Here is a 23,825-nt window from a genome sequence, read left to right on the forward strand (position 1 = left end):
TTGCAGACCCGATCCCGCGGGGTCGCGGCACGATGCGCGGCGGCGCGGGCGGCGGCAACCCGCCCCGGGGCCACTTCCCGATCCCGCCAGGGGGGGGCGGCGCCGCGCAGCCGCCTCCCCCCGGCGGCGTTCTGCACCGGCAGGGCGGACGGGAGCCGGTGATGACCTATGAGCTCTACTACTGGCCGGAGATCCCGGGACGGGGAGAGTTCGTGCGCCTGGCGTTGGAGGAAGCGGCCCTTCCCTATGTGGACGTCGCGCGCGGCCAGGATGCCCAGGGCCAGGGCATCTCCGCCCTCGCCGCCGCGCTGCGCGACCGGCACGAGCCCCACCCGCCCTTCGCGCCACCCTTCCTCCGCACCGGCACGCGGACGATCGGCCAGACCGCCGCGATCCTGCTCTACCTCGGGGCGACGCACGGCCTGGCGCCGGAGGACGAGGCGGACCGGATCTGGACGCACCAGATCCAGCTGACCCTCTGCGACCTGGTGGGCGAGGTGCACGACACCCACCACCCCATCGCCGCCGCCCTCTACTACCAGGACCAGAAGCAGGAGGCGGCCCGCCGGGCCAAGGACTTCCGCGAGACCCGCCTGCCCAAGTTCCTCGGCTGGGTGGAGCGCGTGCTCTCGGTCAATCCCGCCGGTCCGGGGCATCTGGTCGGCGGCGCCCTGACCTATGCCGACCTGTCGCTGTTCCAGGTGGTGGCGGGGCTGCACCACGCCTTCCCCGTCGCGACCGCCCGCGTCCTGGCCACGGCGCCGAAGGTGGCGGCGCTGCATGCCACCGTGGCTGGGCGGCCGCGCATCCGGGCCTATCTGGACAGCCCGCGCCGGCTTCCCTTCAACGAGCAGGGCATCTTCCGCCACTACCCGGAACTGGACGGCTAGCGCAGCTCGCCGGGAGCAGACGCGCCCGGAGGCGTGGGTCTGCTCCGGGAACGGTGTTGCAGAGCAGAACGCTGTCCCAGCCGGACGGCGGGCCGCCCCGGCCACCGGGGCAGCGCCCGCTCCGGCAGAGTCGCGTCCCGGCCGCCGACGCGCCATACTGCGCCGCACCGCCGCCCGCCGGGCCGGCCGGCCATATGAGGACGCGCGGAACTCCCTTGGGCTTCTGGGGCAAGATCATCGGCAGCGCCGTCGGCTTCGCCATGGGCGGGCCGTTCGGCGCGGTTCTCGGCGCCTCCCTGGGCCATGCCGCCGACGAGGGAGCGGTGAAGGGCGCCCTGCCGAACGGCGCCAGCATCGCCGCCATGATCGGCTCGCGGGAGACGGTCTTCGCCGTCTGCGTCGTGGTGCTTTCCGCCAAGCTGGCCAAGTGCGACGGGCCGGTCCGGCGCGCGGAGATCGACGCCTTCAAGACGCATTTCCGCATCCCGCCCGCCAACATGAAGGAGGTGGCGGAGCTCTTCGACCGCGCCCGCGATTCGATGGAAGGCTTCGAGCCCTATGCCCAGCGCCTGGGCGAGGCCTTCGCCGACAACCGCGGCATGCTGGAGGAGGTGCTCGGCGCCCTGTTCCGCATCGCCGAGGCGGACGGTCCGGCCAACCGGGCGGAGCTGAACTACCTCGGCACCGTGCACCGCCTGCTCGGGCTGGAGACGGCCGCCTGGGAACGCGCACGCGGCACACGGGCCCGGGCCGAGACGACGGCCGTCGGGACGGCCGATGCCTACTCCACGCTCGGCCTGACCGCCGGGGCCAGCAACGAGGACATCCGCGCCGCCTGGAAGCGGCTGGTGCGGGAGAACCATCCGGACGGGCTGACGGCGCGCGGCGTGCCGGCGGAGCTGGTGCAGCGCGCCACCCGCCGGGTCGCCGAGATCAACGCCGCCTGGGACCGGATCAAGCGGGAGCGCGGGCTGTGAGCGGAACGGCGGGCGCGGGGCGGCGGGCACCATGAGCGGCGGGCTGCGCATCCGCGACCTGCCCAGCCCGAACCAGGACGACCGGCCCGGCGACGTCCCGGTGGACATCCTGATCCTGCACTACACGGACATGCAGACCGGCCAGGCGGCCATCGACCGGTTGCGCGACCCGGTGGCGCGCGTCTCCTCCCACTACGTGGTGGAGGAGGATGGCGCGGTCTTCCGCCTGGTCCCCGAGGAGCGGCGGGCCTTCCATGCCGGGATCTCCTCCTGGCGCGGCCACAGCCTGCTGAACGCCCGCAGCATCGGCATCGAGGTGGTGAACCCCGGCCATTCCTGCGGCTACCGCCCCTTCCCCGCGCTGCAGATGGCGGCCGTCTGCGACCTCTGCCTGGAGATCCTGGGCCGCTGGCCGATCCCCGCCCGCAACGTCGTCGCCCATTCCGACGTGGCGCCGGACCGCAAGCGCGACCCGGGGGAGCTGTTCGACTGGGAGGGGCTGGCGGCCAACGGCGTCGGGCTCTGGCCGGACGGCGTGCCGGGCGGCTCGCTGGAGCCGGTGCCGGACGGGGCCGCCCGCGCCCTGCCGCTGCTCGGCGCCATCGGCTACCCGCTGGACCCCGCCCGCCCCGACATCGCCCTGGCCGCCTTCCAGCGCCACTGGCGCCAGGAGGCGGTGACCGGCCATGCCGATGCCGGCACCCTGGCCCGGCTGGAGGCGGTCGCCCGGCTCTGCGACTCGCTGGACGGGCTGGAGGATGTGGCGCGCCGCGCCGGCTGAATCGGCCGCCTTGCGCTTGCCCCGCCGTTCCGGGAGGCGCATATGCCGCCGGCCAGACGGCCGGACGGCCGCGGCCCGGGGCGAGAGCCCGGGGTCGAGGAAAGTCCGGGCTCCACGGGAAGACGGTGCCGGCTAACGGCCGGCGGGGGTCAAACCCCAGGGACAGTGCCACAGAGAGCAGACCGCCCGCCCCCGGGACCCCGGGTTTCCGGGACTCGGCGGTGGGCAAGGGTGAAAGGGTGCGGCAAGAGCGCACCGCGCCCCTGGCGACAGGGGCGGCACGGTAAACCCCACCGGGAGCAAGGCCGAATAGGGGCGATCAGCGTGGGCCGAGTCCCGGCCGGACGCAGGGGTTTTTCCGCCCCATCGCCCGGGTTGGCCGCGTCAGGCACGCCGCAAGGCGTGCCGCAGAGGAATGGTCGTCCGGTCCGAAGTCATTCGGGCTGACAGAACCCGGCTTACAGGCCGTCTGGCACCTTAACCCCTAAGGCATTGTTTTCCTGGCCTCACGCCTGAGAAATGCGGCACAAGGCCTTGATATGGCTTGCGTGGCGCTGCGGCAACACCGTCACGATGCGTCACGATCACCCGCGCAACCCTGCTCTTCTCCCTTGTTGTGGCTCTTCCGCCCATGATATCCCGCCTTATCCCGTGAGGCCCGGAACTCTGAGGGGGGCAAGGGGCACACGGGGTGGTCGGGCGAGCCGGTGGGATCGGGGGGTCCTACCGGCCGCTGCCCGGCCGGACAGAGGGTTCGATGGCCAGGGCGCCATCGCATCCGGTGACCTCTGGGGGGAGGGGGACGCTCTGCCGGCGCATGACCCACTTCCTCGGCACCCATTCCAACAAGCTGGACAAGAAGGGGCGAGTCTCGATTCCCGCCTCCTTCCGGGCCGCCCTGGAACGCCTCGGCACCCAGGACCTCATCCTGAACCCGCACCACACCCTGCCCTGCGTGGAAGGCTGGCCGCAGACCTCCTTCGAGGCCTATGCCGCCACCGCCAACCCCGCCTCGCCCTTCGAGGCGGAGAACGACGCGCTGCTGATGGACCTGTTCAGCGATGCCGAGCCGCTGCGCCCCGACGTGGAGGGGCGCGTGGTCCTCTCCGCCAAGGTGATCGCCAAGGCCGGGCTGACCGACACGGTCGAGTTCGTCGGCATGGGGGCGAAGTTCCGCATCTGGGAGACGGCGGCCCTCGCCCGCTACAAGGCCGATCTCGCCGCCCGGCGCGCGGCCGGGCCCGCCGCGGGGCCCGGCGCATGAGCGCGCCCCAGGATGCGGCCATCCGCCCAGTGCCGGCCGGCCACCGTCCGGTGATGCTGGCCGAGGTGCTGGAGACGCTCGCGCCCCGCGACGGCGGCGCCTACCTGGACGGCACCTTCGGCGGCGGCGGCTACACCACGGCCATCCTGGAGGCGGCCGCCTGCACCGTCTGGGCCGTGGACCGCGATCCCGACGCGATCGCCCGCGGCGCGGCGCTGGCCGCGCGCTTTCCCGGCCGCCTGCACCTGGTCGAGGGCCGCTTCGGCGACCTGCTCGCCCTGCTGGAGGGCCCCCGGGGGGAAGGGCACGCACCGCCGCTGGACGGCATCGTCTTCGACCTCGGCGTCTCCTCCTTCCAGATCGACCAGCCGGAGCGCGGCTTCTCCTTCCGCTTCGACGGGCCGCTGGACATGCGCATGGAGCGCGCCGGCCCCTCCGCCGCCGAGCTGGTCAACACCCTGCCCGAGCGCGAGCTGGCCGACATCCTGTGGGAGCTGGGGGAGGAGCGGCATTCCCGCCGCGTCGCCCGCGCCATCGTCGCCGCCCGCGCGGAGGCGCCGATCGAAACCACCGGGCGGCTGGCCGAGATCGTGCGCGGCGCCGTGCCGCGCGACCCCTCGGGCATCGACGGCGCCACCCGCTCCTTCCAGGCGCTGCGCCTGAAGGTGAACGACGAGCTGGGCGAGGTGGAGCGCGGCTTGGCCGCCGCGGCCAGCCTGCTGGCCCCCGGCGGGCGGCTGGTCGTCGTCTCCTTCCATTCGCTGGAGGACCGGATCGTGAAGCGCTTCCTGCGCGATGCCACCGGCCGCGCCCCGAGCGCCTCGCGCCACGATCCCGCCGCACTGCGGCCGGATCGGCGCCCGGCGGCCTTCCGACTGCTCACCGGCTCCGCCCTGCGCCCCGGCGCGGCGGAGACGTCCGCCAACCCGCGCGCCCGCTCCGCGAGGCTGCGCGCCATGGAGAGGCTCGCCGCATGATCCGCCCCCTGACGCTGCTCACGCTGATCGCGGCCGGGGGGGCCGGGCTGCACCTCTACCAGCTCAAGCACTCCGTCTCGCTGCTCGACAAGGAACTGCGCGACGTACGGGTCCAGACCGAGGCGGCCCGGGCCCGCACCGGGGTGCTGCGGGCGGAATGGCAGTTGCTGAACGATCCGGAGCGCCTGCGTCGCCACGCGCAGATGTATCTGCCGCTGGAGCAGATGCAGCCGGGCCAGTTCATCCGCCTGGCCGAGCTCGACCGCCGCCTGCCGCAGGCGGTGGCCTTCGCCGGCCCGGTGAGCCTCTTCGCGCCGCGCACCGCGGTGGCGAGCGCCGAACCCGCCGAGGCACCGGCCGCTCCCTCGCCCGCGGCGATCGCGGCGAACCCGACCCTGGCCGCCCCGCCGCCGCAGGCCCTCGCCGCGGTGGATGACGACCTGCCGCTGCCGCCGGAGCCGGCGCCCTTCCCGCCCCCCGCCGCGTCCGGCCGCCCGGCCGCGGTGGCCGCGGCCGAGCCCGCCCGCCCCAGCCCCGCCGCCCGCCCGGCCCCGGCGCAGCTCGCCGCCCCGGCGCCGCGCCCGACGCCCCGCCCGGCCGAGAGCCACCTCGCCGACAGCCGGCCCACGGAAACGCACCAGGCCGAGCCGCGCGTCCTCGCCGCCCGCCCGGTGCCCGAACCCCGGCCTGTCGCCGAAGCCCGCCCGCGCCTGGTGGAGCCGCCGCGCGCGGTGGCGCAGGCCCCGGCAGTCTACCGCCCCGCCCGCACCGTGGTCGCGACCGCCGCCCCGCCGCCCCCGGCCTCGGGCGCGGCAGGCTCCGTCCTGGGCGGTTCGGCGCTGGGAGGCTCCGCCCTGGGCGGATCGCGCGGCTTCCTGGCCCCGCCGGTGCCGGTCTCCTCGGCCAATGCCGGCACCCTCCCGCCCGGGTACGGCACCCGATGAGGCCGCCCCGCCCCCCGCTCTCCGATGACCTGCCGGCGGATCGGCCGGTCGCGCCGCCGCTGCCGCGCGGCCGGCAGGCCGTCCGCGCCGGCGACCCGCGCGCCGGGCAGCCCGACCTGGCGCGGCGCGCGGCGCTCGAGCGCTCCCGTGGCCGGCTGGTGCTGGCGGCCGCCGGCTTCGGCCTGCTCTTCACCGCCGTCGCCGCCAAGCTGACCTTCGCCACGCTGATCGACCCGCGCGAGCCACGGCGGATCGCCGTGCGGACCTCCGCGACGGTGCAGCACGCCACCGCGAGCACGACGCGCGGCACCATCACCGACCGCAACGGCGAGATCCTGGCCGTCTCCCTGCCGGTGACCGCGCTGGTCGCCAACCCGCGGGTGATCGAGGACCCGGCGAAGCTGGCGGACCGGCTGATCCGCATCCTGCCGAACCTGGACCGCGAGCGCCTGATCCAGCGCCTCTCGGGCGACCGCTCCTTCGCCTACATCTCGCGCGGGCTGACGCCGCGCGAGACGCAGCAGGTGAACGACCTGGGCGTGGCCGGGCTGGAGTTCCGCAACGCCGAGCGCCGCTACTACCCCCAGGGCCGGGCGGCGGTGCACATCCTCGGCAACGTGGACGTGGACGGCGAGGGCATCTCGGGCGTCGAGCGCTATTTCGAGGAGCGGCTGCGGCTGCGGCCCGAGGACGCGCTGCGCCTGTCCATCGACGTGCGCGTGCAGATCGCCATGCGCGACGCGGTGCAGGCCGCGATCACGGACTACAACGGCATCGGCGGCGCGGGGGTGGTGCTGGACATCAACACCGGCGAGGTGATCGCCATGGTGTCCCTGCCCGACTACGACGCCAACGACATCGGCGCCGCCGCGCCCGAGCAGCGCTTCAACCGCGTCACCGTCGGCACCTACGAGCCCGGCTCGACCTTCAAGCTGCTGACGGCGGCGATGGCCTTCGAGGCGGGGACGACGACGATGAACGGGGGCTACGACGCCTCCCGTCCCATCCGCTACGGCCGCTTCACCATCAGCGACTTCAAGGGCAAGAACCGCTGGCTGACGGTGCCCGAGATCCTGGCCTATTCCTCCAACCTCGGCGCCGCGCACATGGCCGCCGCCGTGGGCCCGACCCGGCACCGCGAGTTCATGGGCCGGATGGGCATGCTCTCGCGCCTGCAGATCGAGCTGCCCGAGACGGCGGGGACGCTGTCCCCCCCGGCCTCGGCCTGGAAGGAGATTAACACCTTCACCATCGGCTTCGGCCACGGCATCAGCGTGACGCCGCTGCACGTCGTCACCGGCGTCGCGGCGCTGGCCGATGGCGGCATCCTGCGCCAGCCGACGCTGCTGGCGCAGCCCCCGGGGGCGCAGCGCGAGGGGCGGCAGGTGGTCAGCCGCGCCACCTCGGACAACATCCGCAAGCTGATGCGCCTGGTCGTCACCGAAGGCTCGGCCAAGGGCGCGGACGTGCCCGGCTACTTCGTCGGCGGCAAGACCGGCACGGCGCAGAAGACCGGCCCGCGCGGCGGCTACCTGGCCGACAAGCGCATCGCCGCCTTCGTCGGCGCCTTCCCGATCAACGCGCCGCGCTACGCCATCTACGTCATGGTAGACGAGCCGCGGCCGAATGCGCGCTCCCACGGCTATGCCACCGCCGGCTGGGTGGCGGCGCCGGCTGCCGGCAGCGTGATCTCGCGCATCGCCCCGATCCTGGGGCTGGTGCCGGAGGACCCGCGCGACCCGGCGATCAACGCCGCCATCACCGTGCCGCTGCAGCCCGGCCGCGCCCCGCGCCCCGCCCAGGCGGCCGCGCCCGCCGCCCCCGCCCGCCCCAGCCAGGCGGATGCGACGCCACCGGCGGCGACCACCCGCCCGGCCTCCACCCCCACGCGCCCGCACGTCCCGGCGGCCCGGCCACCGGCGGCACCCGCCCCCGTGCCGGCACCTGCCCCCGGCTTCCTGCCGCCGCCGGTCCCGCTGCGCGTCACCGAGGCCCCGGCCCCGGCCACGCGAGGCCCCGCCTTCGCCGAGGCCCGATGAGCCCGTGCGCGACCTGTCCCTCCCGCGCCCGGACGGCGCCCCGCTTCCCGACATCCGGGGCCTGACGGCCGACAGCCGGCAGGTCGCGCCCGGCTTCCTCTTCGCCGCGCTGCCCGGGGCCCGCGCCGATGGCCGGGCGCACATCGCCGAGGCGGTGGCGCGCGGGGCGGCGGCGGTGCTGGCGCCCGAGGGGACCGCCTGGCCGGAGGGGGTGCCGGCCCGGCCGCTGATCGCCGTTCCCGACCCGCGCCGGACCCTGGCCCTGGCGGCGGCGGCCTTCCATGGCCCCCAGCCCGCGACGCTGGTCGCCGTCACCGGCACCAACGGCAAGACCAGCACGGTGGAGTTCCTGCGCCAGCTCTGGGCGCTGGACGGGATGCGCGCGGCCTCGCTGGGCACGCTGGGGCTGCGGGCGGAGGGCTTCCCGCCCGGCCCGTCGCTGACCACGCCCGATCCGGTGACGCTGCACGCCAGCCTCGCCGCGCTGGCCCAGGCCGGCGTGGACCATGCGGCGATGGAGGCGTCGAGCCACGGGCTGGAGCAGCGCCGGCTGGACGGCGCGCGGCTGGCGGCGGCGGGCTTCTCCAACCTGACGCGCGACCACCTGGACTACCACGGCGGGATGGACCCCTACCGCGCGGCCAAGCTGCGCCTGTTCGACGTGGTGCTGCCCGAGGGCGCGCCGGCCGTGGCCAATGCGGACATGGACATGGCGACGCTGGCCATGCTGCGCGCCATCGCCGCCAGGCGCGGGCTGCGCCTGTCCACCGTGGGCGAGGCGGGGGAGGCGGTGCGCCTGCTCTCCCATGCCGCCCTGCCGGAGGGGCAGGTGCTGACCCTGGACGCCTGGGGCCGGCGGGAGGAGGTGCGCCTCGCCCTGCCCGGCCGCTACCAGGCGGACAACGTGCTGATGGCGCTGGCGCTCGCCGCCGCCACGGGGATGGCGGCCGGCCGGGCGCTCGCCCTGCTGCCGCGCCTGACCGGCGTGCGCGGCCGGATGGAGCTGGCCGCGCGCCTGCCGAACGGGGCCGCGGCCTATGTCGACTATGCCCATACCCCCGATGCGCTGGAGCGGCTGCTGGCCGCGCTGCGCCCGCATGTCGGCCCCTGGGGGCGGCTGCACGTCGTCTTCGGCGCCGGCGGCGACCGCGACCCGGGCAAGCGGCCGCTGATGGGCGAGGCCGCCGCGCGGCTGGCGGACGTGGCCTGGGTGACGGACGACAACCCGCGCTCCGAGGACCCGGCGGCGATCCGCAGGGCGGTGATGGCCGGGGCGCGGGAGGGCGGGGCGCGGGTGGTGGATGCCGGCGCGCGCGAGGCCGCCATCGCCGCCGCGCTGGGCGAGCTGCGCGAGGGCGACGTGCTGGCCGTGGCCGGCAAGGGACACGAGAGCGGCCAGACCGTCGGCGGGGTGACCACCCCCTTCGACGACGTGGCGGTGGTGCGCCGGCTCGCCGGCATCGGGGCCGGGGTGGGGGCGTGACCGTCCCGCCGCTCTGGACCTCCGCGGAGCTGCGCGCGGCCACCGGGGGGACGCTGCCCGAGGGGGTCGCGGTCGCGGGCCTGTCCATCGATACGCGCACGCTCCAGCCGGGCGACCTGTTCGTGGCGCTGCGCGACCAGCGCGACGGGCATGACTTCGTCGCCGCCGCGCTGGATTCCGGCGCCGCCGCCGCGATGGTGGACCGCCAGCCGCCGGAGGTGGCCGAGGCGGCGCCGCTGCTGCGCGTGGCGGACACGCTGGCCGGGCTGGCGGCGCTGGGCCGGGCGGCGCGGGACCGCTCCGCCGCCCGGGTCGTGGCCGTGACGGGCAGCGTCGGCAAGACCACCACCAAGGAGATGCTGCGCCGGGGCCTCGCGGCCTGCGGCCCGACCCATGCGGCGGTGGCGAGCTACAACAACCACTGGGGCGTGCCGCTCACCCTCGCCCGCCAGCCGCGCGACGCGGCCTTCGCGGTGGTCGAGATCGGCATGAACGCCCGGGGCGAGATCGCCCCCCTGGCCCGCATGGCCCGGCCGCATGTGGCCGTCATCACCACCGTGGCGCCGGCGCATGTCGGCTTCCTCGGCTCGATCGAGGCGATCGCCGAGGAGAAGGCGGACATCCTGGCGGGGCTGGAGCCGGGCGGCGCGGCGGTGATCCCGGCGGAGGGGGAGATGGCGCCCCGGCTGGCCGAGCGCGCGCGACAGGCCGGCGCGCGGACGATCCGCTTCGGCGAGGCGGCCGCGGCCGAGGCACGGCTGCTCTCCTGGTCCGGCGACGCCACAGGCTCGGTGGCGGAGGTCGCGCTGCACGGCCGGCCCTTCACCCTGCGCCTGGCCCAGCCCGGGCGGCACATGGCGATGAACGCGCTCGCCGCCCTGGCCGCGGCCGAGGCGCTGGGGGCCGACCCGGCCGTGGTGGCCAGGGCGCTGGAGGGCTTCGCCGCCGGGGCCGGGCGCGGGCAGCGACAGGTGTTGCGGACCCCGGACGGGGGCGAGGCGCTGCTGCTGGACGAGAGCTACAACGCCTCCCCCGCCGCGGTGCGGGCGGCGCTGGCGGTGCTGGCGCTCCAGCCTGGACGGCGGGTGGCCGTGCTGGGCGACATGCTGGAGCTCGGCGAACACGGGCCAGCCCTGCATGCCGGGCTGGCCGCGGAGGCGGCGACGGCCGCCGATGTGGTGTATGGCTGCGGCCCGCTGACGCGGGGGCTGATGGAGGCGCTGCCGCAAGGGAAACGCGGCGCCCATGCCCCGGATTCCGCCGCCCTGGCACCGATCGTGGCGGGGGCGGTGCGCGGCGGCGACACGGTGATGGTCAAGGGCTCGCTCGGCAGCCGCATGGCGGTGGTGGTGGCGGCGCTGAAGGGAATGGTTGCGTGATCTACAATCTGGTCGCACCGCTGGGCGAGCAGTTCATCCTGTTCAATCTCATCCGCTACACGACCTTCCGGGCCGGGGCGGCCTGCATGACGGCCCTCCTCGTCGCCATGCTGCTGGGCCCGCGGGTGATCGCCTGGCTGCGCGGCTTCCAGAACGGGGGCCAGCCGATCCGCGCGGACGGGCCGCAGCGCCACCTGATCGAGAAGAAGGGCACCCCCACCATGGGTGGGGTGCTGATCCTGCTGGGGCTGGGCCTGTCCACCCTGCTCTGGGCCGACCTGCGCTCGGGGATCGTCTGGGCGGTGCTGACGGTGACCCTGGGCTATGGCGCGCTGGGCTTCTGGGACGACTGGCTGAAGGTCACCAAGCGCAACACCAAGGGCGTCTCGGGGAAGATGAAGCTGCTGGTCCAGGCGGGGATCGGGCTGGGGGCGGCGTTCTGGCTGTCGTCCCTGATGCCGGCCGGGCTGAGCCAGGGCCTCGCCATGCCGATCTTCAAGGAGGCGCTGGTCCCGCTGGGGATGCTCTTCCCGATCGTGGCCATGCTGGTGATGATGGGGGCCTCCAACGCCGTGAACCTGACCGACGGCCTGGACGGGCTGGCCATCGTGCCGGTGATGATCGCGGCCGGCGTCTTCGCGCTGATTGCCTATCTCGTCGGCAACAGGGTGTTCGCTGACTACCTGCAGTTGCATTATGTCCCCGGAACAGGCGAATTGTCGGTCTTCCTGGCAGCGCTGGTGGGGGCGGGCCTTGGCTTCCTGTGGTTCAATGCGCCGCCTGCGGCGGTCTTCATGGGGGATACCGGCAGCCTCGCCCTGGGTGGCGCGCTGGGCGCCACGGCGGTCGCGACCAAGCACGAGGTGGTGCTGGCCATCGTCGGCGGGCTCTTCGTGGTGGAGACGGTCTCCGTCATCATCCAGGTCTTCTGGTTCAAGCGCACCGGCCGCCGCGTCTTCCTGATGGCGCCGCTGCACCACCACTACGAGAAGAAGGGCTGGTCGGAGCCGACCATCGTGATCCGCTTCTGGATCGTGGCGATGGTGCTGGCCCTGGTCGGGCTCTCGACGCTGAAGATCCGATGAGCGGCGCCGCCCCCTTCCTGCCCTTCGAGGGCCGGCGCGTCGCCGTGGTCGGGCTGGGCAAGGCCGGGCTGCCGGCCGCGCTGCGCCTGCGGGAGTGGGGCGCGGAGGTCATCGCCTGGGACGATGCCGAGCCGCGCCGGGCCGAGGCCGCGGCCGCCGGCCTGTCGGTGCGCGACGTGGGCGCCGAGGCCTTCCCCTACGACGCGCTGCTGCTCTCCCCCGGCATCCCGCACCGGCTGCCCAAGCCCCACCCGGCGGCGGCGCGGGCGGCGGCGGCGAAGGCGCCCGTGCTGTGCGACGTGGAGTTCCTGCTGCTCGCGCTGCGCGCCTCCGGCTCGAAGGCGAAGGTGGTCGGCATCACCGGCACCAACGGCAAGTCCACCACCACGGCGCTGCTGCACCACCTGCTGGCCGCCGCCGGGCGCCCGGCGGAGGTGGGGGGCAACCTGGGCCCCGCCGCGCTGTCCCTGCCGCTGATCGCCGAGGGGACGATGGTGCTGGAGATGTCCTCCTACAGCCTGGACCGGCTGGAGACGGGGCGCTTCGACATGGCGGCGATGCTCAACCTCAGCCCCGACCACCTGGACCGGCATGGCGGCTTCGAGGGCTACGTCGCCACCAAGGCGCGGATCTTCCGCGGCGTGGAGGTCTCCGTCCTGGGCATGGACGACACCGCCTCGCGCTCGCTGGAGCCCTGGACCCAGGGGAGGCTGGTCCGCATCTCCGGCCAGCGGCGGCAGCGCCACGGCGTCTGGGCCGAGGCCGGGCTGCTGCAGGACGAGGCCGGCCCGATCCTGGACCTCGCCGGGGCCCCTGCCCTGGCCGGCGAGCACAATGCCCAGAACGCCGCCGCCGCCGTGGCGCTGGCCCTGGCGCTCGGCCTGTCGCGGGAGGAGGCCGCGGCCGGGCTGCGCTCCTTCCCCGGCCTGCCGCACCGGCAGGAGCGGGTGGGCGAGGCGGGCGGCGTGCTGTGGATCAACGACAGCAAGGCCACCAATGCCGACAGCACCCGTTGGGCGCTGGCCACCTGGCCGAAGGTCGTCTGGATCGCCGGCGGCGTGCCGAAGGAGGGCGGGATCGAGCCGCTGGTCCCTCTCTTCGGCCATGTCGCGAAGGCGGTCCTGATCGGCCGCTGCGCCCCGGACTTCGCCGCGACCCTGGATGCCGCCGGGGTGGCCAACGAGACGGTCGGCACGCTGGCGGCGGCGGTGCCCGCGGCACTGGCCGCGGCGCGGCAGGCGGGGGCGCCGGTGGTGCTGCTCAGCCCCTCGGCCGCCTCCTTCGACCAGTTCACCGGCTTCGAGGCGCGGGGCGATGCCTTCCGCGCCCTGGTGCGATCTCTGCCGGATCAGGGGGAGGCGGGCTGATGGCGCTCTCGCGCGCGGATTCCTCGGTTCTGGGGCGCTGGTGGTGGACGGTGGACCGCTGGACCCTGGGGGCGCTGCTGGTCCTCGTCTTCTGCGGCTACATGATGATGCTCGCGGCCTCCCCGGCGGTGGCGGAGCGCATTGGCGCCTCCTCGCGCAACATGTTCTTCGCGCGCCAGATCTTCTATCTCGGCGCCGCCACCCTGGTGATGGTCCTCGTCTCGCTGCTCTCGCCGCGGCAGATCTGGCGCCTGGCGCTGCTCGGCTGCGCCGTCGGGCTGCTGCTGACCGCGGCGACGCTGGTGGTGGGGGCGGAGGTCAAGGGCGCCCGGCGCTGGATCTCCGTCCCCGGCATGTCGCTGCAGCCCTCGGAGTTCCTCAAGCCCTGCTTCGCGGTGGTGGCGGCGAAGCTGCTGAGCGAGGCGCGCGGCCCCTTCGGGGCGAAGGTCTTCGGCTGGGGGGCGGCGATCGGGCTCTGGGCGGTGATCGGGGTGCTGCTGAAGAGCCAGCCGGACATCGGCATGCTGCTGGTGGTGACCGCGGTCTTCCTGGCGCAGCTCTTCGTCAACGGGCTGAACATGATCCTGGTCGGCGGCCTCGCGGGGCTGGGCGTGCTGGGGGCGATCGGCGCCTACATCACCCTCCCCCACGTCCGCTCCCGCGTGGAGCGCTTCCTCGACCCCGCCTCGGGCGACAGCTACCAGGTGGACGTGGCGCTGGAGGCCTTCGGCAATGGCGGGCTGCTGGGCGTCGGCCCGGGCGAGGGGCGGATCAAGACGGTGCTGCCCGACGCCCATGCCGACTTCGTCTTCGCCGTGATGGGCGAGGAGTTCGGCATGGTGCTCTGCCTGGCGCTGATCGCCGTCTTCGTCTTCATCGTGGTGCGCGGGCTGCTGAAGCTGCTGGCCGAGACGGACATGTTCATCGTCCTGGCCTCGGCCGGGCTGCTGACCCAGTTCGGGCTGCAGGCCTTCATCAACATGGCCTCCTCGCTGCACCTGATCCCCACCAAGGGCATGACCCTGCCCTTCGTCTCCTATGGCGGCTCCTCGGTGATCGCCATCGCCATGGGGATGGGCATGCTCCTCGCCCTGACCCGGCGGCGGATGGGGCGGATGGAGGAGACCGCATGAGGGGACCGGCCGTCCGACCCTACGTCATCGCCGCCGGGGGCACCGGCGGCCACGTCTTCCCGGCCGAGGCGCTGGCCGCGGCGCTGGTGTCGCGCGGCGAGCGCGTGGTGCTGATGACCGATGCGCGCTCCGGCGCGCTGCGCTCGGCCGCCTTCGCGGGGGCCGAGCGCTTCGTGCTGCCCGGCGCCGGGCTGGCGGGGCGCGGGGTGCTGCGGGCGGCCAGGGGCGCCCTGGCCCTGGCCCGGGGAACCTGGCGCGCCCGTGCCCTGCTGGCCGAGCTGCATCCGGCCGCCGTGGTGGGATTCGGCGGCTACCCCTGCGTGCCGCCGATCCTGGCCGCGCGCAGCCTGCCCGCCGCCCGCCGGCCGGCGCTGCTGCTGCACGAGCAGAACGCGGTGCTGGGCCGGGCGAACCGCTTCCTGGCGGACCGGGTGGACCTGCTGGCGCTGGGCTTCGCCGGCACGGCGCGCGTGCCCGAGCAGGTGGCGACCGAGGTGGTGGGCAACCCCGTCCGCCCGGCGCTGGCCGAGCTCTCCCGCGCCATCTACACCGCCCCGGCCGAATCCTTCCGGCTTCTGGTGCTGGGCGGCAGCCTCGGCGCCCGGGTCTTCGCCGACGTGGTGCCGGCGGCCGTCGCCGCCCTGCCGGCGGAGCTGCGGGCCCGGCTCTCGGTCACGCAGCAGTGCCGCGCCGAGGATCTGGAGCGCACCCGCGCCGCCTATGACGCGACCGGCGTCGCGGCGGAGCTCTCGCCCTTCTTCACGGACGTCGCCGCGCTCTATGCCGCGGCCCATCTGGTGGTCTCGCGCGCCGGGGCGTCGAGCGTGGCGGAGATCGCCTGTGCCGGCCGGCCGGCCATCCTGGTGCCGCTGCCGCACGCCATCGACGATCACCAGAGCGCCAATGCCGCCGCCCTCGCCCGGGCCGGCGGGGCGCTGGTGATGCCGCAGCCCTCCTTCACCCCGGCGGCCCTCGCCGAGGCGCTGGCCGAACGGCTGCAGGAGCCCGTGCTGCTGCTTCGCGCCGCCTCGGCCGCCGCCTCCCTCGCCCGCCCCGACGCCGCCATGCGGCTGGCCGACCGGGTGCAGGCGCTGGCCCGGTCCCGCCTCTCGCAGTCACACCTTCAGGGGGAGGCCGCCTGATGCGTGCCCTGCCGCTCAACATCGGTCCCATCCACTTCGTCGGCATCGGCGGCATCGGCATGTCCGGCATCGCCGAGGTGCTGCACAACCTGGGCTACCAGGTTCAGGGCAGCGACGTGGCCGAGGGCACCAACATCGCCCGCCTGCGCAAGGCCGGCGTCCATGTCGCCATCGGCCACGATGCGGAGAATCTGGGACAGGCGGCGGTCGTCGTCGTCTCCTCCGCCATCAAGCGCGACAACCCGGAGCTGGCCGCCGCCCGCGCCCGGCTGCTGCCGGTGGTGCGGCGCGCGGAGATGCTGGCCGAGCTGATGCGGCTGAAGTGGTCCGTCGCCATCGGTGGCACGCACGGCAAGACCACCACCACCAGCCTGGTCGCCGCGGTGCTGGAGGCGGCGAAGTTCGATCCCACCGTCATCAACGGCGGCATCATCAACGCCTATGGCACCAACACCCGGCTCGGCGAGGGCGACTGGATGGTGGTGGAGGCGGATGAGAGCGACGGCTCCTTCCTCAAGCTGCCGGCGGTGGTCGCGGTGGTGACCAACATGGACCCGGAGCACCTGGACCACTGGGGCACGGGCGATGCGATGCGCGAGGGCTATGCCCAGTTCGTCGGCAACATCCCCTTCTACGGCTTCGCCGTGCTCTGTGCCGACCATCCGGACGTGCAGGCGATGATCCCGCGCCTGTCCGACCGGCGCATCGTGACCTACGGCTTCTCCCCCCAGGCGGATGTGCGGGCGGAGCGGGTCATCACCGACCGCATGGGCGCGACCTTCGAGGTCGTGGTGCAGGACCGGCTGAACAAGCGCACCCGCCAGCTCAAGCCCTTCCGCCTGCCGATGCTGGGCCAGCACAACGTGCAGAACGCCCTGGCCGCCATCGCCATCGGCGTGGAGATGGAGGTGCCGGAGGAGACGATCCGCTCCGCGCTGGCCGGCTTCAAGGGCGTCAAGCGCCGCTTCACCCGGGTGGGCGAGGCGGGCGGCATCCAGGTGATCGACGATTACGGGCACCATCCGGTGGAGATCGCCGCCGTGCTGAAGGCGGCGCGGCAGGCGGGCGCGCGGGACGTGGTGGCGGTGGTGCAGCCGCACCGCTTCACCCGGCTGGAAAGCCTGTTCGACGAGTTCTGCAAGTGCATGAACGACGCGGGCACGGTGATCGTGGCCGACGTCTATGCGGCCGGCGAGGCGCCGATCGAGGGCATGGACAAGGACGGGCTGGTGGAGGGGCTGCGCGCCCATGGCCACCGCAGCGTCGTCCCCCTGCCCGGCCCGGACAGCCTCGCGGAGATGGTGCACGCCATCGCCCGGCCGGGGGATTACGTGGTCTGCCTCGGCGCGGGCTCCATCACCGGCTGGGCGCATGCCCTGCCGGAGCAGCTCGCCGCCCTCCAGGCGAAGTCCGGCCCGCGCCGCCTCGCGGTCGGGAGCTGAGCCGCCGCGCATGAGCCATGCCGCGACCCTGCCGGAGGCCGCGCTGCCCCCGACCGTGCTGCCCCCCCTGCGCGGGCGGGTGCAGCGCGGCGCGGCCCTGGGGCCGCAGAGCTGGTTCCGCGTGGGCGGCCCGGCGGAGTGGCTGGTGCGGCCGGCGGATGCGGCGGACCTGCTCCTCCTCCTGCGCGACGCGCCGGCGGGGATGCCGGTGACGGCGATCGGGGCGGCCTCGAACCTCATCATCCGCGACGGCGGGGTGCGCGGCATCGTCATCCGGCTGGGCCGTGGCTTCGCCGAGGTGGCGGTGGAGCCGGACGGGGTGGTGGCCGGGGCGGCGGTGCTGGATGCGACGCTGGCCCAGCACGCCGCCGCCGCCGGGCTGGCGGGGCTGGAGTTCCTCTCCGGCATCCCCGGCAGCATCGGCGGGGCCGTCGCGATGAATGCCGGGGCCTATGGGGCCGAGGTGAAGGACGTGCTGGACTGGGCGGAGGTCGCCACCCCCGAGGGGCTGGTCCGGCTGGACGCCGCGGGGCTCGACCTGCGCTACCGCCACGCCAGCCTGCCGCCGGGGGGGGTCGTCACCCGCGCCCGCTTCCATGCCGCACCAGGCGATCCGGACGCCATCGCCGCGCGCATGGCCCGGATCCGGGAAAGCCGCGAGGCGACCCAGCCGGTCCGCGCCCGCACGGGCGGCAGCACCTTCCGCAACCCGCCCGCCGGGACGCGGCCCGCCGACAAGGCTTGGGCGCTGATCGACGCGGCGGGGTGCCGGGGCATGACGATGGGCGGCGCGCAGGTGAGCGAGAAGCATTGCAACTTCCTGCTCAATCTGGGTACGGCAACCGCTGCGGAGATCGAAGGGCTGGGGGAAGCGGTGCGCGAGCGTGTCCTGCGGGAGACGGGCGTGTCGCTGGCCTGGGAAATCCGCCGGATCGGGGAACGGGGGGTCTGAATGCGCGTCGCGGTGCTGCTGGGCGGGGTGTCGTCCGAGCGTGAGGTGTCCCTGGCGACCGGCGCGCAATGCGCCGCGGCGCTGGAGCAGGCGGGGCATGCCGTCACCCGCATCGACGTGGGCGCGGACCCGGCGGCGCTGATCGCCGCCCTGCGCGAGTGCCGGGCGGAGGTGGCGTTCAACGCCCTGCACGGCCGCTTCGGCGAGGACGGGTCGGTGCAAGGCATCCTGGACTGGCTGGGCCTGCCTTATACCCATTCCGGGCTGCGCGCCTCGGCGCTGGCCATGAACAAGGCCGTCGCCAAGTCGATCTTCACCGCCGCCGGCCTGCCGGTCGCGCCGCACGCGCTGCTGGAGGCGGAGGCGCTGGCGGCGGCCGACCCCTTCCCGCGCCCCTATGTGGTCAAGCCGGTGGAGGAGGGCTCCTCGGTCGGCGTCCACATCCTGCGCGCGGGTGACAACCGCCGCGCCGAGATCGCGCGGGGCTGGCGCTTCGGCGCGATCATGGCGGAGCCCTACATCCCTGGCCACGAGCTGAGCGTGGGCGTGATGGGCGACCGCGCGCTGGAGGTGACGGAGATCATCGCCGCGCGGGGCGAGTTCTACGACTACGACGCGAAGTATGCCGAGGGCGGCTCGCACCACGTGCTGCCGGCCCCGATCCCGGCCGCGATCCGCGAGCAGGCGATGGCGGTTGCGCTCAAGGCACATCAGGCGCTGGGCTGCCGCGGCGTCTCCCGCTCCGACTTCCGGTACGACGATACCGGCGCCCCTTCGGGCGACGATACCGCCGGCGGCGACGGAAGGCTGGTGCTGCTGGAGGTGAACACCCAGCCCGGCATGACCCCCACCTCCCTGGTCCCGGAGCAGGCGGCGCATTGCGGCATCGCCTTCCCCGCCCTGTGCGACTGGATGGTGCGCCACGCCCGGCACGACGGGCTGCGCCCCGCGGCCAGCCCCGAGTCGCGCCATGCCGCGTGAGGCCAGGCGCCCCTCGGCGCTGCGGCTCTGGCTTCGCCGCCGGCGCGGGCTGGTCCGTCCGGCCGTGCGCGTGCTGGTGGCCTTCGGCCTGTTCGGCGTGGTGCTGGCCGGCGTCGCCGCCTTCGACCCGGCCAGCCGCCTCTACCATGTCGCGGACGGGCTAACCGGGGACGCCGCCGAGGCGGGGCTGATGGTGCGCGAGATCCAGATCGAGGGCGCGGCCAACACCCCCCGCCCGATGATACGCACGGCCCTGGGCACGAAGCTCGGCGATCCCATCCTCGCCTTCTCGCCCCAGGCGGCGCGGGAGCGGCTGGAAACCCTGGCCTGGGTGGAGAGCGCGGAGGTGGAGCGCCGCCTGCCCGGCACCATCCTGGTCCGCGTCACCGAGCGCCGGCCCTTCGCGATCTGGCAGAACCAGGGCCGCTTCGCCATCGTGGACCGCGAGGGCCGGGTGGTCACCACCGACCGGCTGGACGCCTTCGGCCCGCTGCCGCTGATCGTGGGCCAGGGGGCGGAGAAGGCCGCCGCCGAGCTCTACGACCTGCTGCGCGACGCGCCGGAGGTGCTGGCCCGCACCCAGGCGCTGGTGCGGGTGGGCGAGCGGCGCTGGAACCTGCACCTGCACAACGGCGCCGACGTGCTGCTGCCCGAGGGGCAGGAGGCGCCGGCCATCGCCCGGCTGAAGCAGCTGCAGAAGCAGAACGCCCTGCTCGACCGGCCGCTGGCGGCAGTGGACCTGCGCCTGCCGGACCGGCTGGTGCTGCGGCAGTTGCCCTCGGCCCAGCCGGCGGAGAATGCCGGCAACCGGCGCGGGAGCGGTCGCGGATGAACGAGATGATCCGCCTGCCCGTCACGCTGGATCCGCCCTCGCCCGGCGCGCGGCGGCGGCGGGCGCGCAGCGGCACCTTCGGGGTGCTCGACCTGGGCAGCACCAAGGTCGTCTGCCTGATCGCGCGCATCGAGGGCGACGGGCGGCCGCGCGTGCTCGGCTATGGCTGGAAGCGCTCGCACGGGGTGAAGGGCGGCAACGTCGTCGACCTGGTGGAGGCGGAGCATGCGGTGCGCGGCGCCGTCGCCCAGGCCGAGGAGATGGCGGACCACAAGCTCTCCGGCGTGATCTGCAACCTCTCCTGCGGCCAGCCGGAGAGCCGGGTGCAGAACCTGCAATGGACCATCGGCGGCCGCGCCGTCACCGAGGCGGACCTGCGCGCGGTGATCGTGGACGGCCGCAGGCGTGCCGCGGAGGAGGGGCGGGAGAGCGTCCACGCCGTCCCGCTGGGCTTCACCATCGACGCGACGCCCGGGGTGGACGACCCGCGCGCCATGGTCTGCGAGACGCTGGGGGCGCGGCTGCACCTGGTGGGCGCGGCCAGCGCCTCGCTGCGCAACCTCGGCGCCTGCCTCGCCGGCTGCGACCTGGAGGTCGAGGAGCTGGTCTCCTCCCCCTTCGCCGCGGCGCTGGCGGTGCTGGTGGACGACGAGAAGGAGCTGGGCGCCACGGTGGTGGACATGGGCGGCGGCTGCACCAGCCTCGCCGTGATCCAGGAGGGACACCTGCTGCACACGGCGCAGGTGCCGGTGGGGGGCTGGCAGGTGACCAACGACCTCGCCCGCGGCCTCGCCACCCCGATCGCCCAGGCGGAGCGGATCAAGACGCTGCACGGCGGCGTCCTGGGCACGGCCGAGGACGAGAAGGAGATGCTGCACGTCCCGCAGGTCGGCGAGGACGAGGAGCAGCTCGCCCGCGTCCCGCGCGCCATGGTGGTCAACATCATCCGCCCGCGGCTGGAGGAGACGCTGGAGATGGTGCGGGACCGGCTGGACGCGGCGGGGCTGGGGCAGCAGGTGGGCTCGCGCGTCGTGCTGACCGGCGGCGCCAGCCAGCTCGTCGGCGTGCGCGAGCTGGCGGCACGGATCCTCGAGCGCCAGGTGCGCCTGGCGCGGCCGCATCCGGTGCGCGGCCTGCCCGAGGCGGCGCATGGGCCGGGATTCGCCACGACCTTGGGACTTCTCGCCTGGGGTGCGGGCGAGGGGCGGCCCGTGCTCGACATCGATATGGGCGCTTCGTTGCCGCGCGGTCGATTTGCGCGATTCGTGAACTGGCTAAGGGATCGAGTCTGAGGCAAAGTCCGGCCGGGGGACTTTCTGCCTTGTGTCGATCGGAACGCTTCGCGTTGCCAGAGGGGGGCCACGCTCAATGACATTGAACCTGACCATGCCGCGCCAGCAGCATACCGATTTCTCGCCGCGGATCACCGTGGTGGGCGTGGGCGGCGCGGGCTGCAATGCCGTCAACAACATGATCGCGATGGGGCTCGACGGCGTCGAGTTCCTGGTGACGAACACCGACGCGCAGGCGCTGGTGAACAGCCGCGCGGAGCGCCGCGTGCAGCTCGGCCCGCACCTGACGCAGGGCCTGGGCGCCGGCGCCAAGCCCGAGATCGGCCGTGCCGCGGCGGAGGAGGCGACCGAGGACCTCGCGCGCCACCTCGAAGGCGTGCACATGGTCTTCATCACCGCCGGCATGGGCGGCGGCACCGGCACGGGGGCGGCGCCGGTGATCGCCCGCATGGCGCGCGAGCGCGGCGTGCTGACCGTCGGCGTGGTGACGAAGCCCTTCGACTTCGAGGGCCCGAAGCGCAAGCGCGCGGCCGATATGGGCCTCGAGGAGCTGCAGCAGTACGTCGACACGCTGATCGTCATCCCGAACCAGAACCTGTTCAGGAAGGCGAACGAGCGCACGACCTTCGCCGAGGCCTTCAAGATGGCCGACGACGTCCTCTACATGGGCGTGCGCGGCGTGACCGACCTGATGGTCAACCCCGGCCTGGTGAACCTCGACTTCGCCGACATCCGCACCGTGATGGCGGAGATGGGCAAGGCGATGATGGGCACCGGCGAGGCGGAGGGCGACGACCGCGCGGTGAAGGCGGCCGAGGCCGCGATCAGCAACCCGCTGCTGGAGGACACCTCCATGCGCGGCGCCCGCGGCGTGCTGATCAACATCACCGGCGGCTGGGACATGACGCTGTTCGAGGTCGACGAGGCCGCGAACCGCATCCGCCGCGAGGTGGACGAGGAAGCGAACATCATCTTCGGCTCCTCGGTCGACGAGACGATGAACGGCCGGCTGCGGGTCTCCGTCGTGGCGACGGGCATCGACGCGGCCCATGAGGAAGCCGAGGCCGAGGCGCCGAAGGTCGTCGCCATCGGCGGCGGCGCGCCGGTCCAGGCCGTGTCCGCCCATGCCGCCCCGGCTGCCCAGCCTGCCACGGCGGGCGGCTTCCTGCGGCCCGGCTTCGGCCGTCCCGTCGGCCTGACCCCCACCGGCCCGGGGGCCGGCGCCCCCATGCCGGCCACGCCCAGCGGCCCGGTGACGATCGGCGCCCCGGTGGCGGGCCACCCCGTCTCCCCCGCCCCCGTCCGTCTGCCGATCCGCCGCGCCGCGACGGTGACGGAGGCGCCGCTGGTGCATGACGAGCCGGTGGGGCGGGAGGAGACGGGGCACGACCCCGTCCCCACCCCCGACCCGGTGCTGCGCGGCCCGGCCGCCGCGCCACGGCCTTCGGCCATGGGCTCCCAGCCCACGGCCGCGGGCGGCAGCCTGAACCGGTTGTTCCGGCAGGCGACCGGGCTGATGAAGCGTCAGCTGGGCGACGATGCGGGGCCGCAGACGGCGCCGCTGGCCCGTCCGATGGAGCCGCAGGCCGCGCCGCGGGCCGCCGCCCCGGCCGAAACCGGCCTGGATATCCCGGCGTTCCTGCGCCGCCAGAAGAACTGACGGGCGCGGGGCCAGGCCCCGCCCAGCCTGCCGAGTCTGCGCAACCCCCGCCCAGGTCCCTGGGCGGGGGTTGTGTTTTGCGGTGCGAATTTCCTTGAAGAACAATAGCTTGGAACGAAACATCGGGAAATAACGCTTGACTGGCCCCTTGCCTGGGCGGGTGTCACTTTGCCGGTGAGGCGGTGCCCTGCCGCTGATGGGATACAGGCGATGGATGGGTTTCTTCCTTTGAGCACGGGACGGCGGCGGACCCTGAAGGCAGCGATCGGCTGCGTCGGGATCGGCCTGCATTCCGGTGCCCGGACGTCCCTCACCCTGCGCCCGGCGGCGGCCGGCGACGGGATCGTCTTCCGCCGCACCGATCTGGGCGTGGACATCCCCGCCCGCTACGACCTGGTCACCGACACCCGGCTCTGCACCGCCATCGGCGAGGGCGCGGCACGGATCGGCACCATCGAGCACGTGATGGCCGCCCTGGCCGGTTGCGGCGTCGATGATGCCATCATCGAGGTGGACGGCCCCGAGATCCCCATCCTGGACGGCTCTGCCGCCCCCTTCGTCTTCCTGATCGACTGCGCCGGCGTGACCGCCACCCAAACCGCCCGCGAGGTGATCGAGGTTCTGCGCCCCGTCCGGGTCGAGGATGGCGAAGCCTGGGCGGAGCTGCATCCCGCCACCCGCCCCGGCCTGGATGCCAGCCTGTCCATCGACTTCCCCGGCACCGCCGTCGGCCGCCAGAGCCTGTCGGTCGTGGTGGGGCAGGACAGCTTCCGCGCCCTGCTGGCCGATGCCCGCACCTTCACCCTGGCCGAGGATGTGGCTCGGCTGCGCGCGGCCGGCCTCGCCCGCGGCGGCAGCCTGGCCAATGCGGTGGTGGTGGACGGCCCGCTGGTGCTGAACCCGGGCGGCCTGCGCCACCCGGACGAGTTCGTGCGCCACAAGCTGCTGGACGTGGTGGGCGACCTGGCCCTGGCCGGCGCCCCGCTGAAGGCCCGCTTCGCCGGCAACCGCTCGGGCCATGCGCTGAACAACCGCCTGCTCCGCGCCCTCTTCGCCGACCCCATGGCGTGGCGGGTCCAGGATGGCCTGGTCGCCGAGACCGGCCCCATCGAGCACGCCCTGCCCGTCGCCGCCTGAGGCGGCCCACGGCCCGGCGCGGGCGCGCTTCCCCCCGGTCGCGTCCCCCCGCGTATCGGCGGCGCTCC

At 74.5% G+C, this 23,825-nt stretch carries 20 protein-coding genes and 1 other RNA gene; all 21 read left to right on the top strand.

Annotation, left to right across the window (positions count from 1 at the left end):
* The first annotated feature begins 161 nt into the window (after positions 1 to 161).
* The 21 genes from LPC08_RS15415 to lpxC all read left to right on the top strand — a co-directional run bounded on the left by LPC08_RS15415 (position 162) and on the right by lpxC (position 23,757).
* The gene (locus LPC08_RS15415) at positions 162 to 890 is read left to right on the top strand and encodes a glutathione S-transferase (RefSeq protein WP_230449121.1); all 729 of its coding nucleotides are present in this window, start codon (positions 162 to 164) and stop codon (positions 888 to 890) included.
* Positions 891 to 1,105: 215 nt separating this feature from the next.
* Positions 1,106 to 1,867 (top strand): TerB family tellurite resistance protein, encoded by a 762-nt coding sequence (locus tag LPC08_RS15420; protein WP_230449122.1) that lies wholly within the window; start codon positions 1,106 to 1,108, stop codon positions 1,865 to 1,867.
* Positions 1,868 to 1,898: 31 nt separating this feature from the next.
* Complete coding sequence (locus LPC08_RS15425) at positions 1,899 to 2,648, top strand: N-acetylmuramoyl-L-alanine amidase (RefSeq protein WP_230449123.1); 750 nt, start codon at positions 1,899 to 1,901, stop codon at positions 2,646 to 2,648.
* A gap of 52 nt (positions 2,649 to 2,700) precedes the next feature.
* Positions 2,701 to 3,125: RNase P RNA component class A (rnpB, locus tag LPC08_RS15430), an RNA gene on the top strand.
* 340 nt (positions 3,126 to 3,465) lie between these two features.
* Complete coding sequence (locus LPC08_RS15435; protein ID WP_230449124.1) at positions 3,466 to 3,912, top strand: division/cell wall cluster transcriptional repressor MraZ; 447 nt, start codon at positions 3,466 to 3,468, stop codon at positions 3,910 to 3,912.
* Entirely contained in the window at positions 3,909 to 4,889 is a 981-nt protein-coding gene (gene rsmH / locus LPC08_RS15440) for a 16S rRNA (cytosine(1402)-N(4))-methyltransferase RsmH (RefSeq protein ID WP_370643247.1), read from the top strand. The genes LPC08_RS15435 and rsmH overlap by 4 nt, the downstream gene beginning before the upstream one ends.
* Positions 4,886 to 5,833 (top strand): cell division protein FtsL, encoded by a 948-nt coding sequence (ftsL, locus tag LPC08_RS15445; protein WP_230449125.1) that lies wholly within the window; start codon positions 4,886 to 4,888, stop codon positions 5,831 to 5,833. Before rsmH ends, ftsL begins: the two co-directional genes overlap by 4 nt.
* The gene (locus tag LPC08_RS15450) at positions 5,830 to 7,872 is read left to right on the top strand and encodes a peptidoglycan D,D-transpeptidase FtsI family protein (RefSeq protein WP_230449126.1); all 2,043 of its coding nucleotides are present in this window, start codon (positions 5,830 to 5,832) and stop codon (positions 7,870 to 7,872) included. The genes ftsL and LPC08_RS15450 overlap by 4 nt, the downstream gene beginning before the upstream one ends.
* 4 nt (positions 7,873 to 7,876) lie before the next feature.
* Entirely contained in the window at positions 7,877 to 9,355 is a 1,479-nt protein-coding gene (locus LPC08_RS15455; RefSeq protein ID WP_230449127.1) for a UDP-N-acetylmuramoyl-L-alanyl-D-glutamate--2,6-diaminopimelate ligase, read from the top strand.
* Entirely contained in the window at positions 9,352 to 10,734 is a 1,383-nt protein-coding gene (gene murF / locus LPC08_RS15460) for a UDP-N-acetylmuramoyl-tripeptide--D-alanyl-D-alanine ligase (protein WP_230449128.1), read from the top strand. Before LPC08_RS15455 ends, murF begins: the two co-directional genes overlap by 4 nt.
* Positions 10,731 to 11,819 (top strand): phospho-N-acetylmuramoyl-pentapeptide-transferase, encoded by a 1,089-nt coding sequence (mraY, locus tag LPC08_RS15465; RefSeq protein WP_230449129.1) that lies wholly within the window; start codon positions 10,731 to 10,733, stop codon positions 11,817 to 11,819. Before murF ends, mraY begins: the two co-directional genes overlap by 4 nt.
* Entirely contained in the window at positions 11,816 to 13,186 is a 1,371-nt protein-coding gene (gene murD, locus LPC08_RS15470) for a UDP-N-acetylmuramoyl-L-alanine--D-glutamate ligase (protein WP_230449130.1), read from the top strand. Before mraY ends, murD begins: the two co-directional genes overlap by 4 nt.
* Positions 13,183 to 14,319 (top strand): FtsW/RodA/SpoVE family cell cycle protein, encoded by a 1,137-nt coding sequence (locus LPC08_RS15475; RefSeq protein WP_230453094.1) that lies wholly within the window; start codon positions 13,183 to 13,185, stop codon positions 14,317 to 14,319. The genes murD and LPC08_RS15475 overlap by 4 nt, the downstream gene beginning before the upstream one ends.
* Complete coding sequence (murG, locus tag LPC08_RS15480) at positions 14,316 to 15,461, top strand: undecaprenyldiphospho-muramoylpentapeptide beta-N-acetylglucosaminyltransferase (protein ID WP_230449131.1); 1,146 nt, start codon at positions 14,316 to 14,318, stop codon at positions 15,459 to 15,461. Before LPC08_RS15475 ends, murG begins: the two co-directional genes overlap by 4 nt.
* Positions 15,461 to 16,903 carry a UDP-N-acetylmuramate--L-alanine ligase gene (gene murC / locus LPC08_RS15485; RefSeq protein ID WP_230449132.1) on the top strand — a complete coding sequence of 481 codons (1,443 nt, stop codon included), beginning with the start codon at positions 15,461 to 15,463 and terminating at the stop codon, positions 16,901 to 16,903. Before murG ends, murC begins: the two co-directional genes overlap by 1 nt.
* A gap of 10 nt (positions 16,904 to 16,913) precedes the next feature.
* Positions 16,914 to 17,855 carry a UDP-N-acetylmuramate dehydrogenase gene (gene murB, locus LPC08_RS15490; protein ID WP_230449133.1) on the top strand — a complete coding sequence of 314 codons (942 nt, stop codon included), beginning with the start codon at positions 16,914 to 16,916 and terminating at the stop codon, positions 17,853 to 17,855.
* The gene (locus LPC08_RS15495; protein WP_230449134.1) at positions 17,856 to 18,836 is read left to right on the top strand and encodes a D-alanine--D-alanine ligase; all 981 of its coding nucleotides are present in this window, start codon (positions 17,856 to 17,858) and stop codon (positions 18,834 to 18,836) included.
* Entirely contained in the window at positions 18,826 to 19,668 is an 843-nt protein-coding gene (locus tag LPC08_RS15500) for a cell division protein FtsQ/DivIB (RefSeq protein ID WP_230449135.1), read from the top strand. The genes LPC08_RS15495 and LPC08_RS15500 overlap by 11 nt, the downstream gene beginning before the upstream one ends.
* Entirely contained in the window at positions 19,665 to 20,960 is a 1,296-nt protein-coding gene (gene ftsA, locus LPC08_RS15505; RefSeq protein WP_230449136.1) for a cell division protein FtsA, read from the top strand. The genes LPC08_RS15500 and ftsA overlap by 4 nt, the downstream gene beginning before the upstream one ends.
* 76 nt (positions 20,961 to 21,036) lie before the next feature.
* A complete protein-coding gene (gene ftsZ, locus LPC08_RS15510) occupies positions 21,037 to 22,620 on the top strand; it encodes a cell division protein FtsZ (RefSeq protein WP_230449137.1) in 1,584 nt (527 codons plus the stop codon).
* A 210-nt stretch (positions 22,621 to 22,830) separates the two neighbouring features.
* The gene (gene lpxC / locus LPC08_RS15515) at positions 22,831 to 23,757 is read left to right on the top strand and encodes a UDP-3-O-acyl-N-acetylglucosamine deacetylase (RefSeq protein WP_230449138.1); all 927 of its coding nucleotides are present in this window, start codon (positions 22,831 to 22,833) and stop codon (positions 23,755 to 23,757) included.
* The last annotated feature ends 68 nt before the right edge of the window (positions 23,758 to 23,825 follow it).

The sequence above is a fragment of the Roseomonas sp. OT10 genome (genome assembly GCF_020991085.1).
Classification (GTDB): Bacteria; Pseudomonadota; Alphaproteobacteria; order Acetobacterales; family Acetobacteraceae; genus Roseomonas; species Roseomonas cutis.

Coding starts and splice junctions, on each gene's coding strand:
- LPC08_RS15415 (WP_230449121.1), top strand. CDS start 162: ATGACCTATGAGCTCTACTACTGGCCGGAGATCCCGGGACGGGGAGAG.
- LPC08_RS15425 (WP_230449123.1), top strand. CDS start 1,899: ATGAGCGGCGGGCTGCGCATCCGCGACCTGCCCAGCCCGAACCAGGAC.
- LPC08_RS15435 (WP_230449124.1), top strand. CDS start 3,466: ATGACCCACTTCCTCGGCACCCATTCCAACAAGCTGGACAAGAAGGGG.
- rsmH (WP_370643247.1), top strand. CDS start 3,909: ATGAGCGCGCCCCAGGATGCGGCCATCCGCCCAGTGCCGGCCGGCCAC.
- ftsL (WP_230449125.1), top strand. CDS start 4,886: ATGATCCGCCCCCTGACGCTGCTCACGCTGATCGCGGCCGGGGGGGCC.
- LPC08_RS15450 (WP_230449126.1), top strand. CDS start 5,830: ATGAGGCCGCCCCGCCCCCCGCTCTCCGATGACCTGCCGGCGGATCGG.
- murD (WP_230449130.1), top strand. CDS start 11,816: ATGAGCGGCGCCGCCCCCTTCCTGCCCTTCGAGGGCCGGCGCGTCGCC.
- murG (WP_230449131.1), top strand. CDS start 14,316: ATGAGGGGACCGGCCGTCCGACCCTACGTCATCGCCGCCGGGGGCACC.
- murC (WP_230449132.1), top strand. CDS start 15,461: ATGCGTGCCCTGCCGCTCAACATCGGTCCCATCCACTTCGTCGGCATC.
- murB (WP_230449133.1), top strand. CDS start 16,914: ATGAGCCATGCCGCGACCCTGCCGGAGGCCGCGCTGCCCCCGACCGTG.
- LPC08_RS15495 (WP_230449134.1), top strand. CDS start 17,856: ATGCGCGTCGCGGTGCTGCTGGGCGGGGTGTCGTCCGAGCGTGAGGTG.
- LPC08_RS15500 (WP_230449135.1), top strand. CDS start 18,826: ATGCCGCGTGAGGCCAGGCGCCCCTCGGCGCTGCGGCTCTGGCTTCGC.
- ftsA (WP_230449136.1), top strand. CDS start 19,665: ATGAACGAGATGATCCGCCTGCCCGTCACGCTGGATCCGCCCTCGCCC.
- ftsZ (WP_230449137.1), top strand. CDS start 21,037: ATGACATTGAACCTGACCATGCCGCGCCAGCAGCATACCGATTTCTCG.
- lpxC (WP_230449138.1), top strand. CDS start 22,831: ATGGATGGGTTTCTTCCTTTGAGCACGGGACGGCGGCGGACCCTGAAG.